This window comes from Sphingobacterium composti (assembly GCF_009829075.1).
Classification (GTDB): domain Bacteria; phylum Bacteroidota; class Bacteroidia; order Sphingobacteriales; family Sphingobacteriaceae; genus Sphingobacterium; species Sphingobacterium composti.
Window position 1 is genome coordinate 16969 of the sequence record NZ_WUQZ01000007.1, and the last position, 12183, is coordinate 29151.

Genomic DNA, 12183 nt, shown 5'->3' on the forward strand with positions numbered 1-12183 from the left:
AGTATTATGTATTTCTATTGTTATAAATGTTCTTTCTAAACTCTTCGGGCGTAAGTCCGACTACCTTTTTGAAAAACTTCGTAAAATAGGAATTATCGTTAAAATTCAGCTCATACGCAATTTCAGCAACGGAGTAGTCTTTTATTACCAATAGACGCTTTGCTTCCAAAATTACGCGGTCGCGAATTAACTCGCCAGCAGATTGCCCCAATAATTCTTTGCAAAGTGCATTCAAATGATTTGGCGTAATGTACAATAATGCTGCATATTCTTTGGGAAGACGCAAGGACGTAAAATTTGATTCTATCAGATTCAAAAAATTACGCAACAAAGTATGATTATACGCATTTGTATCTTGAGTCACAGATGGCACACGTCGGGCATTTAACAGATTGAAAAGATAATGCAGCGAGCTTGAGACAAAATTCTTTTGTGTAGTATCTTTTACAAGTCGTTCTAGAATTTCCAAAACTAAAGATCTGTCCTCATCATTCACGACAAACACTTCATCTCTGACCAATCCAGAGAAAAAAGATAATGTCGTCAAATAATCAGAACGTAACAGGACATTCTTAAATAAATCTTTATGAAAATTCACGACATAGCCCTGCATATCCCCTTCGAATTCCCAAGTGTGTATCTGTCCCGGCGACATAAAATAGATTTGCCAAGGTTCAATAGTGAACTTTTCAAAATCTATCGTATGAGATCCTTGTCCTGTTGTGAATAACACAAAATGGTAAAAATTATGGCGATGTGGGAATACAAGATTCGAATTTCGAACCAAATAATCCGATAGGCTCTCAATCATAATTTCTTGATTCAGCCCATCAGACACCACACATTGCGCTATAACAGGAACTTTTGCCATCGTATACAAAGATACTTTGAATACACCATTATATATGGTAATATTAATGCAATTAATGGTACTTTTTATATTTAAGTAAAAAGTACCACAGTTTATATGGCTCTTTCATTAAATACTCAGTATTAAAAAAGTTTATGCACATTCCACACAGGTACGAACAATGTCGCCTTAGTGGATTGGCAACAGCAAGAAGGGTGTGACATTGTGCCAATCCGGTAAAGCGACGAGGTTTTGGTTACTTTTTTCAATAAAAAAGTAATTGCCTTACCAGCAAGAGTGCTTATCAATAAACCTAAGAAATTCAACATTTCTTACTAACTTTAACCCAATGTCGTTACACAAAGATCCTGAACTCAAAGCAGCTGTTCTTAGCCTTCCTCCGAAGGAGAAGGACAAATTGTTGGTGCGCTTAATCAGCAAAGATAAAATGCTGATGAAACAACTGCACTTTCAGTTGCTGGAGGATGAAATTGATTTGGAAGAACGCATTAATACGTTGCGTGAACGACTTAATGAGTTGCTAGGGCCCAATCGTTCGGGAATAAAAAATGTTGCGATGTATTCCCATTACCGTGCATTGACTGTATTACTGCGACAAGCTAGCGGTATGATCAACGAACACGAAAAGGTGACGAAAGATAAATTTAGCGAAGCTGAATTTCGCTTGTTGATATTAGAACGTGCTTTCGAACATTATCCTGCCTTATTCCACAAAACTTATGTCTCTGCTGCTGACAAATTACAACGCTATGTAGCCGCACGCCTTAAGACAACTTTCAACAAATACGATAAACTTCACGAAGACCTTCAATTTGATCTTAAAGAGTCATACGAAAAGGTTCTTACTTTTGCTGAAGAGCAAGGGTTAATGATAAGCTAAAATCATTTTAGTCTAAAGCTCTCTCGCTGAGCACAGTTCTTATATAACATCTGTTCGGAATAAAAAAGTCAATAAAACTATTTCTTATAATCAAATTATTGCACTATTCTTTGTGGTGCATTAAATGTCGCCTTAGCGAGTTGCCATTTGTAAGGATGGTATAGCGATGTGGCAACTCGGTACAGCGACGAGCTTTGCCTACTTTTGCGATAAAAAGTAGGATGCCTGCCCGGCATAGAGGGCTATGAACACATAATCATTTAACAGCACCTCTTTCCCTCCTTCTAAATATTTTCACCGATTTCTATTCCATTTTCACCGAAAATCTGCCTCTACTGGTCGAAACAGCGTTTCGCACCCCACGTTACTGCTATACCTTTGTCCTAACAAAACACCAGAAATTAAAATATAAAAGTTATGAAAAGAAATATAAAAACAATCGCAGTAGCAGTTATCACATTAGTATCAACAGTTTTTTACGCTCACGCTGATAGCAAACCTTTCAAAGAATTGAACAGCAAGGAAGTTGTCATGAACTATGTAGGGGCAACTTTATTGGGAAGTACAGAATACACCAAAGAAATGTTTGCTAACAACTTCGAATACAGCAACACCGCTAACAACGACAAATTTGGCAAGAAAGAATACGTAAACTATTTGAAATCTGTCAAAGACTTAAAATATAACTCGACACAAACTATTGAAATCGTAGATCAGGTAGGTAGCACGACGATCAGCAAAGTGACTATGGACTTCGGTACGTTCAAAAGAGTAGACTACATTACATTGATCCAATCTGCTGAAGGCTGGAAAATTAATAAAGTGGTAACGACTTATCCATAGGTACTGGGTAATTTTTGTTTAGTATAAAAGTCTGCAGGAGTGCAGGCTTTTTTTTGTTTGTAGCATTCTTCCCAGATTTTGTTACAAAACATGTGCAAACCCAGTCCAAAAACACAAATGGACAACATTTGCATAAATTGTCTCAAAATGATACACATTTGGCAAGGTTTGGCACAGATTGTACTTTATTGACAATCCTAACTTTTCAGGTGTTTGTTCGGGTCTTGTTCGGATCTCCTTCGGGTCGGCTTCGGAAAATTAGCATTTTTTCCGAACAACTACCGAACAAAGCCCAAATAAAGCGCTAAGCAGATGTGAATTTGAGGAGACTTCCCTGCGATGCGCGATTTGGAAATTTCAGTATTATTTGTTTATTTTTAGGAGATTGAGGGTTGTGTATGTACTTTGCGGTTCATTTAAATCTATTTCTAAAATCACTAGTTAAATTCTATTTGTGTTGATAGCAATAGCCACCTCCAACAACACGTCTTTGGCATGATCCACCTTTTTTAGTTCTTGCACCACAAATAGAGGAAGTTGTTGATATAACGAAAGTGTTACTTCTAGTACCAGTAGTCGTAATTTTACTTGTTTTTGTTTTCGTAGTAGAAGATTCAACAGGTTTAGAATTTATAGAGACAGCTTTCTTACTGACAATTTTGTCAGAATTATCACTTTTAACAATATTATAAACATCATAAGTAGATTTTGTAGTTATATCCCAAGTACTATCAGAATAAAGGATATAATATTTTCCCGCATAATTTTTAATAACATCTACACAGACTTTATGTTGTGAGTAACTCGTACTATAGGAAAAGATCAATACTAATGTGAACAGTATTAGCTTCATAGGTGTCATTCGTTTGTTCACTAATATAAAAAAACTATAAATTATAATCGCATAAGATTGGACTAATGCCACTCCCATATTTTTACTAACTTTGGGGAAAACATTGGGAATTAAGTGAATATTCAGGAAATCTTAGCACAATACGGACAAACAACTCAAGTAACCTCACTTGTCAAAGCTATTCAAGGTAAAAATCCTAAAATCCAACTCAAAGGACTTATTGGGTCATCGGATGCGATGGTAGCGGCTTCGGCGTATCATCTGCACGAGCGACCTTATGTGTTTATCTTACCCACTCACGAAGATGCATCGTACTTTTTGAGTGATTTGGAAAGCATGTTTGACAAGCAGATATTGTTTTTCCCTGCTTCCTACCGCAAGGCTTTTGATTTCATGCAACTGGATAGTGCACACGTGTTGCAACGTGCCGAAACGCTGAGTTCGCTCAATCATACTTCCGAACTGCCGAAAATCGTGGTTACCTATCCCGAAGCCATCGCAGAGAAGGTTATCAATCGTCAAGATTTAGAGAAAAACACTTTACCAATAACACAAAACACCAAGTTGAGCATTGATTTTATCAATGAGTTCTTGTACGAATACGATTTTGAACGCGTAGATTTTGTGTATGAGCCAGGGCAATTTGCTATTCGAGGTGGTATTGTCGATATTTTCTCTTTTTCAAATGATTTGCCGTATCGTGTGGAGTTCTTTGGCGATGAAATTGAAAGCATTCGTACGTTTGATATCGAAAGTCAGCTTTCGGTGAGTAAGATTCACACTGTAACGATTGTTCCCAATGTACAAGCAAAGTTTTTAGCCAATAACCATATTTCCTTATTGGAATACATCGATAGGGATTCGGTGATTTGGATTAAAGACGTGCAGTTCACATTTGATATTATCCAAGAAGGCTATAAAAAAGCTTCCCAATTGTGGAAAGCCTTGTCCGAAGCCGATCTCAAAAATAATCCAGACTTAGTAGATCCGCGTTTCACGTTTACGGATGACAAGAACTTCGGTTCGATGTTATTTGATTTTCCAAATGTGGAGTTTGGCAAGCAGTTCTTCTTTAAGGCAGGTGAGGTTATCACTTTCGATACCCATCCGCAACCTTCGTTCAACAAGGATTTCAACTTGTTGATTCATAATTTCAAAGAAAACGAAAGCAAGAAGATAAAGAATCTTATATTTTCGGATTCCACAAAGCAAGTGGAGCGTATTTACGCTATTTTGGATGACATTGATAAGTCGGTGACTTTTACTCCAATTTATAAAGCTTTTCGCGAAGGCTTCCGTGATGATACGATTCAATTAGCTTGTTACACCGATCACCAAATCTTTGATAGATACTATAAATACAAGCGTATAAAGGCATACGAGCGTTCACAAGCGATTACCTTAAAAGATTTGCGTGACCTAAAACCTGGTGATTATATCACGCATATTGACCACGGTGTAGGTAAATATGCGGGTTTGGAAAAGGTCGATGTCAACGGCAAGACGCAAGAAATGATTCGTCTGATCTATGCTGACAATGACCTCTTGTACGTCAATATTAACTCGTTAAACCGTATTTCGAAGTATTCGGGCAAGGAAGGCACTATTCCCAAAATGAATAAGTTGGGTACGGATGCCTGGGACAAATTGAAGAAAACAACCAAGAAAAAGGTTAAAGATATCGCGCGTGACTTGATTAAACTGTATGCCCTGCGTAAAGCGCAAACGGGTAATGCCTTTAGTCCTGATACGTATTTGCAAAAAGAATTAGAAGCGTCCTTTATCTATGAGGACACGCCAGATCAAGAAAAAGCGACCAACGATGTGAAGCGTGACATGGAGTCACCACATCCGATGGATAGACTGGTCTGTGGGGACGTCGGTTTTGGTAAAACCGAAGTTGCTATACGTGCCGCTTTCAAAGCTGTTGCGGACAGCAAACAAGTGGCGGTTTTGGTACCGACGACTATTTTGGCATTGCAACATTACCGTACATTCTCTGAGCGATTAAAAGGTCTACCAGCTAACATTGATTACATCAATCGTTTCAAAACTTCAAAACAAATCAAAGAAACTCTTAAAAAACTCGAAGAGGGTAAAATAGATATTATCATCGGTACACATCGCCTAGTTAGCAAGGATGTGAAATTCAAAGACCTCGGTCTGATGATTATCGATGAGGAACAAAAGTTTGGAGTGTCGGTCAAAGAGAAGCTAAAAGTGATGCGAGCCAATGTAGATTCTTTGACATTAACCGCAACACCTATTCCTCGTACGCTACACTTCTCCTTGATGGGAGCGCGTGACTTGAGTATTATCTCAACACCACCGCCCAATAGACAGCCCGTACAAACCGAATTGCATGTATTTGGCGAGCAACTTATCCAAGAAGCCGTGTCATACGAGATTGATAGAGGTGGTCAGGTCTTCTTTATTCACAATCGTGTAGCAGACTTGAAACAGCTGGGCGCCATGATACAAAAACTAGTTCCTGGAGCGCGTGTCGGCGTAGCGCACGGACAGCTGGAAGGTGATGACCTAGAAGATGTGATGTTGAAATTTATCAACCATGACTTTGATGTACTCGTCGCAACAACGATTATCGAAGCTGGTCTCGATATCCCAAATGCCAACACCATTATCATTAACCATGCCCATATGTTTGGGTTGAGTGACTTGCACCAAATGCGTGGTCGCGTTGGACGATCTAACAAAAAAGCATTTTGTTATTTATTAAGTCCGCCATTATCAACATTAACTTCAGAAGCTTACAAACGTCTTTCAGCTATAGAGGAGTTCTCGGAGCTAGGTTCTGGATTCAATGTAGCGATGCGTGATTTGGATATCCGTGGTTCGGGTAACTTATTGGGTGCGGAGCAATCGGGCTTTATTGCGGAGATAGGTTTTGAGATGTACAACAAGATTTTGGATGAAGCCGTTCAAGAATTGAAAGATGATGAGTTTGGGGAATTATTTGCGGACGAACAAAACAGAAAATACGTTTCCTTTACGCAAATAGATACCGATTTGGAAGTGATGATTCCAGATGAGTATGTAACCAATATCGGCGAGCGATATAACTTATACAATGATATTGCGAAGCTCGAAAATGAACAACAGCTTCAAGCTTTTGAGAAAGAATTGGAAGACCGTTTTGGTCCTATTCCTTCACCTGTATTTGAGTTGTTCAACACCTTGCGTTTGCAATGGCTAGGCAAAGAAATTGGTTTTGAGAAGATTTCGTACAAAAAGCAAACATTGAAAGGTTTCTTTATCAACAATGCGAAATCTAGCTATTTCGAATCGGATCAGTTTGGAAAAGTGTTGGCTTTCGTAGGCTCGAACCCTTCAATAAGCAACTTAAAAGAAGTAAAAGGACAATTGCGTTTGGCGTTAAGCAATATTACAACAATAGATTATGCGTTGCATTTGCTGAAGCAGATGGTGTAAAAGTCCAGCTTCGCGCTGTCCTCTTGCCGGGCAGGCAGTTACTTTTTATCCGAAAAAAGTAACCAAAAACTCGTCGCTCAAATATTTTGGTTGTAAGTTATGTGCCTCCACCTGCTATTACCAAAACATTTAAAGGCGACATTTTAGAGAAACAACGTTTTCTGCGTTTTCTTTGAATATTATTTTTATTCTGACACAGTTGATAAGGTAAATCGAGAAATCTATACATCTAGCTTTTAGATATATAGATTTCTTTCTTTTGTCGCAATGACGTCTATAATATATTGGTTGTATGTTTTAATCAACTTGAAATACCGCATTTGCCATCACCAACTTACCAGCATCCCAAAAATTGCGGAATAACACATTATCAACTAGGTATACAATAGTTCCTGCTCCAACGGATTCTGTTCCAAAGACTAAACCATTCTTGATTTGCTTACTTAGATTTTGTCCTACAAAGCCACTTATTAAGGCATTTTCTTTGATATATCCCACATTCCACCCCGTGCCATCTTTGAAATATTGGTAAAGCGTACCGTTTTGGCGCAGGGTATAATATTCTTTATTGCCGAACATTAACGGATGTGTAGCATCGAAATCCACTTTATAAATCGCACCTGCTGTATATTCTTTTAAAGATTCGCGTTCACGATCTGCATACACTTTTAATGGATTCTCTTTGACCTTGATTGTTGTATCTTGTTTAATAGGTTTGAGTTTTACCCAAGATTGGGAAGACAATTGTGATACAGCACTTTCCAATGCTATAACTTTTCCTCCTCCACGCACCCAATTTACAAAATTTTCCGCTTGGGCTTTGTCTTGTAAAAATGGATAACTTCCGCCAGGCATAATAAACACGTCGATTTCGGACCATTTAACACGAGACAAATCCTTTGGATTCACTAATACAATTGGATATTTTAACTGTTGATCGAAATAATGCCATACCTCACCCACATTTAAAGCGCGCATGCCTTCTCCAGCCAACATCAAAACCTTTTGTGCCTTAATAGTTTTCACATCCGAACTACCAAAATCTTTAGCGCCTTCAATGATGCCCGAACTGATTGCATGTATTTTCACAGCGTGCTGGTCTCCTACTTCTTTCAAGGTCTGCTTGATATCCACCGCTTTATTGTTGCTGGACATTACCAACAACGAACCTCTGGGAAAATCTTCACCATTCAATTTAAAAGCATATTCCGAACGTTTAACTGTAATTTTCTTTTGTAAAAGTTCTGCTAGAACTCGTGCAGACGAAAATCCATTCCACTTAATCGCATAACCAAAGCTTTCCTCCAGACTATTACTTACTTTTTCTAAACTGTAAGGTTTTGTAGAAGTAATTTTATTTTGACTAGCTACCGCCGAAAGGCCATACACATAAGGCATCGACCAAGCTGTAATATCGTACGTCACGGAGTCCACCAGTTTAGCCTCCGGCTCAAACAACACACGTACCAAAGCCGCTTTTGGTTGATTACCAGGAATAACTAAATCTTTTTCTTTTGCTGTATAAGTAATATTCTTCTTTGTCGAGTAGTCAAAGCCTTTGAATGTCCCTTCGGCCGCATAATAGCGGATATTGTTTTTATCTAATAATTCCAGTAAAGAACGAATCGAAGATTCACGATTGGCGTCATATTTAAGCACATAACTTTGATAGCTTGCCAAATCCCCATTATTGGCTTGTTTAAAGAATTTTTGAAATTCATCGACCACTTTTTGAGCATTTTCTGATACAATTTCAACAAGATTCATTCCCGAGGCATGATGCTCAATGACTCTGCCCACCAAAGTCAAGGTATCTCTATTGTCCGTATACACCCCAATACCAGCAGAACTATTACCAGCCTTTTCATATGTCATCCCTATAGCTCCTGAATACATCGGATAAGTATCTCCATATGACGGATAGAATAAGTCAAAACGTTCTTTCGTGAAATACAACCAACCTTGTTTGTCAAAATACTTGGCATTGTGCTTACCAATGGTTGTTTGAAATTCGCGTTGCCAAGGTGTAATGACTTCGTGCAATGGTTCTGCAGCTGGCGGAAAATAATAAGGCGCATTAATTCCCATTTCATGGAAATCAATGTGAATATGTGGCAACCAAGCATTATAAATTTTCATACGTTGCTGACTTTCTAATTGTGTCTGCCAAGCCCAATCTCTATTTAAGTCAAAATAATAATGATTCACACGACCTCCTGGCCAAGGTTCATTATGCTCTCGAGCGTATAAATCAGGGTAATATGACGATCCTAAAATCCCATTTTGCCAATTATTATAGCGCTCAGTTCCATCAGGATTAAGGCAAGGATCAATAATCACCAAAGTATTTTCGAGCTGCTTTTTTGTAGCCTCATTCTTTGGATTCACCAGTTGGTAAAGTGTCATCATCGACGACTCCATAGATGAAGTTTCATTGCCATGCGCATTATTGCTCATCCAGATAATAGCTGGCATATCCTGCATTACCGTATTACCATATAATTCTCCTGCGATCTCCAGATTTTTCTTTCTGATATCTTCTAGACGTTGTATATTCTTCGGCGAAGAAATGAAAAACACATACATCGGTCTACCTTCAATCGACTCACCGTATTGTTGATATTTAACTTGTGTTGGCACCTGCTCAGCAATATATTTATAGTATTCTAGCACTTTCCAATGAGGAGTAATCTTTGAACCAATCTTTCTGCCAAAGTACTCTTCTGGAGATTTAAGTTGAGCTAATGCAATTGTACTTATGCTAAGAAGAAGAAAAAGCGTTAGTAATTTTTTCATAATGTAGTTTTATGAATGCAATATAAAAATATTTCCAAAACAAACGTTTTAATTTATCAATTGAAAAATACTCTATCAAATTTGTAGATATTTAGTTAGATTTGGATATTAACGAAATTAAAAAATCATGCAAACCGAAACTAATCTCATTCATATTGGCACTGAATTTAACAAAACTAAAGCAGTTGTCACACCCATATTTCAGACATCCACATACTTAGCCGACGAAGATCCTCAAGAATATATCACCGCAGCCACAGAGCCCAAACATCCTGAATTTTACCATAGGCACGGTAATCCAACTAACAGCCAAGTGGCAGCAATTGTGGCCAAACTAGAGAAAACAGAAGACGCTTTGGTATTAGCAACTGGCATGGCAGCAATTAGCACAGCCGTACTTGCTGTTGTCAATGCAGGTGATCATATTATCGCTCAAAATGCACATTACTCTGGTGCTACATTGTTCCTGAAAGAGTTTCTTTCAGACTATGGAGTTGAGGTTACTCATGTAGACCAAACGAATAATCAATCTTTCGTTGACGCTATTCAACCTAACACCAAATTAATTTATATAGAGACTCCATCTAACCCAAATCTAGATATAACCGATTTAGAATTTGTTGGTCAATTGGGTAAAGAAAGAGGAATATTGACCATAGTGGACAACACTTTTGCTTCACCAATCAATCAAGTTCCAGCGGATTTTGGTATAGATGTTATCTTACATAGTGCTACAAAGTATCTAGGTGGACATTCAGACCTCACGGCAGGAATCGTTTGTGGTAGTAAAGATTTTATTCAAAAAGTTTGGCGAAGAAGCATCATATTAGGCGCAAGTTTAAGCCCCTTCGACTCTTGGCTATTACTTCGAGGATTGAAAACCCTGTCATTAAGAGTTAATCAAATAAATTCCAATGCTTTGGCATTATCCGAATGGCTAGAAAAAAATCCAGCTATCAAGAAAGTGTCGTATACAGGTTTGAAATCACATCCTCAACATGGGTTAGCAAAAAAACAGCTAAAAGGTCATACAGGTATGTTGTGCATTGAAGTCGCTGGAAAAGACGAAACAGATGAATTTAAAAATGCGCAGACTATATTGAATAATCTTAAATTATTTGCGAATGCTGCAAGTTTGGGCGGTGTAGAATCATTAGTTGTTCATCCTGCGAGCATGTGGGGATCGCATCACTCCTCCTCTCAGAAGAAAGTATCAGGAATCACATTAGGAATGCTACGTATTTCGGTTGGCATTGAGCATATTGACGATATCATTGCAGATTGGGAGCAAGCTATCGAAAAGATATAAAACAGAAAGGTCTTGATTCGTGGATTCAAGACCTTCTTTTATTATTATGTGTAAAAATTAATTCAACACCTCAGCCAATTTAGCCTCAAGCGCCTCGCCTCTTAAATTCGATGCTACTATTTTACCATCTTTGTCTAATAAAAAGTTTTGAGGAATTCCTCTTACAGAATACAATTTAACAACATCAGATTTCCAACCTTTCAAGTCAGAAACATTTGTCCATTGACCCAATTGATCTTTTTCAATAGCCTCAACCCACGCATCCTTTTTACCAGGATTATCTAAAGAAACACCTAAGATTGTAAAACCTTTGTCTTTAAACTTATTATATGCCGCTACTACATGTGGATTCTCTTGACGGCAAGGACCACACCATGATGCCCAAAAATCAATTAATACATATTTACCTCTCAATGATGATAAAGCTACTTCTTGACCTTCAGGAGTTGGTAAAGTAAAGTCAGGAGCAACCGCACCGATAGCAACACTTCTTAGACTATTGATTTTCTCTGCTATAGCCTTTCCTTTAGCACTGTTTTGCAAGTCTAACGAGAAACCTTTAAGGTATCCCTCATACTCAACAACATTCGTTGCACTAAGATTCTGATCGAGGATATTTAACGCAATGATGCTTTTAGAAGTTGATAGATATTCTTGTTGTGACGATTCAAGCTTTTCATACAATGGCTCAATTTTTTCACGTAATCCATTCACAAAGTTTTCATCGTTTTTTTGATCCTCAGTCGAATTATAATATTCTTGATTTACAGTCTCAATCGCTTGTTCAGTCTCCTTAGTTAAATCTTTAAATTTCACATACTCCTCATTCACAGAATTTCCTGATAATTTAGCTGTTTTTAAGTTAGTGCCTTCGACATTAATTACACCTTTTGACAAATAAACTGTTCCAAAATCTGGATTATTTAATTCACGAATAGTTTTACCCTCAGCAGAAAGAATTAAATATGCTTCTACTGGAAAACCGACCGAGCCATGTAATGTAAATTGTCCATTTTTTACTTCTGCAGAATCTAATTTACGTGCTTCACCATCTACATATTGAAGATAAACTTTAGCGGGAGCATTGTGATTTCCTATTTTACCTTTTATCGTATAATCTTCTTGTGCAATAGAAAGTGCTGGAATGGCTACTAACATTGCAAATAGTCCTTTTTTCATTT

8 protein-coding genes are annotated in these 12183 nt (G+C 37.8%); 4 read left to right on the forward strand and 4 right to left on the reverse strand.

Annotated features, from left to right (window positions below; all coding sequences use genetic code 11):
- Positions 1-4 precede the first annotated feature (4 nt).
- Positions 5-871 carry a helix-turn-helix domain-containing protein gene (locus tag GOQ17_RS06590; RefSeq protein ID WP_159636488.1) on the reverse strand — a complete coding sequence of 289 codons (867 nt, stop codon included), beginning with the start codon at positions 869-871 and terminating at the stop codon, positions 5-7.
- Positions 872-1199: 328 nt separating this feature from the next.
- On the opposite strand from GOQ17_RS06590, the gene GOQ17_RS06595 reads away from it, so the two are divergent.
- Entirely contained in the window at positions 1200-1751 is a 552-nt protein-coding gene (locus tag GOQ17_RS06595; protein ID WP_159636489.1) for a hypothetical protein, read from the forward strand.
- A 417-nt stretch (positions 1752-2168) separates the two neighbouring features.
- On the forward strand, positions 2169-2594 hold the full coding sequence (locus GOQ17_RS06600) for a nuclear transport factor 2 family protein (protein ID WP_159636490.1): 426 nt from the start codon (positions 2169-2171) through the stop codon (positions 2592-2594).
- Between the two features lie 448 nt (positions 2595-3042).
- Here GOQ17_RS06600 and GOQ17_RS06605 read toward each other — a convergent pair whose 3' ends face one another.
- Positions 3043-3447, reverse strand: coding sequence for a hypothetical protein (locus GOQ17_RS06605; RefSeq protein ID WP_159636492.1), 405 nt, complete (start codon positions 3445-3447; stop codon positions 3043-3045).
- A 114-nt stretch (positions 3448-3561) separates the two neighbouring features.
- Here GOQ17_RS06605 and mfd point away from each other — a divergent pair, with 114 nt between their 5' ends.
- On the forward strand, positions 3562-6897 hold the full coding sequence (gene mfd / locus GOQ17_RS06610; protein WP_159636493.1) for a transcription-repair coupling factor: 3336 nt from the start codon (positions 3562-3564) through the stop codon (positions 6895-6897).
- A 297-nt stretch (positions 6898-7194) separates the two neighbouring features.
- On the opposite strand, the gene GOQ17_RS06615 is transcribed toward mfd, so the two are convergent.
- Positions 7195-9693, reverse strand: a complete 2499-nt coding sequence (locus GOQ17_RS06615; protein ID WP_159636494.1) for a M14 metallopeptidase family protein — start codon at positions 9691-9693, stop codon at positions 7195-7197.
- A gap of 127 nt (positions 9694-9820) precedes the next feature.
- On the opposite strand from GOQ17_RS06615, the gene GOQ17_RS06620 reads away from it, so the two are divergent.
- Positions 9821-11002, forward strand: coding sequence for a trans-sulfuration enzyme family protein (locus GOQ17_RS06620; protein WP_159636495.1), 1182 nt, complete (start codon positions 9821-9823; stop codon positions 11000-11002).
- 57 nt (positions 11003-11059) lie between these two features.
- On the opposite strand, the gene GOQ17_RS06625 is transcribed toward GOQ17_RS06620, so the two are convergent.
- The gene (locus GOQ17_RS06625; RefSeq protein WP_159636496.1) at positions 11060-12181 is read right to left on the reverse strand and encodes a TlpA disulfide reductase family protein; all 1122 of its coding nucleotides are present in this window, start codon (positions 12179-12181) and stop codon (positions 11060-11062) included.
- Between the last annotated feature and the right edge of the window lie 2 nt (positions 12182-12183).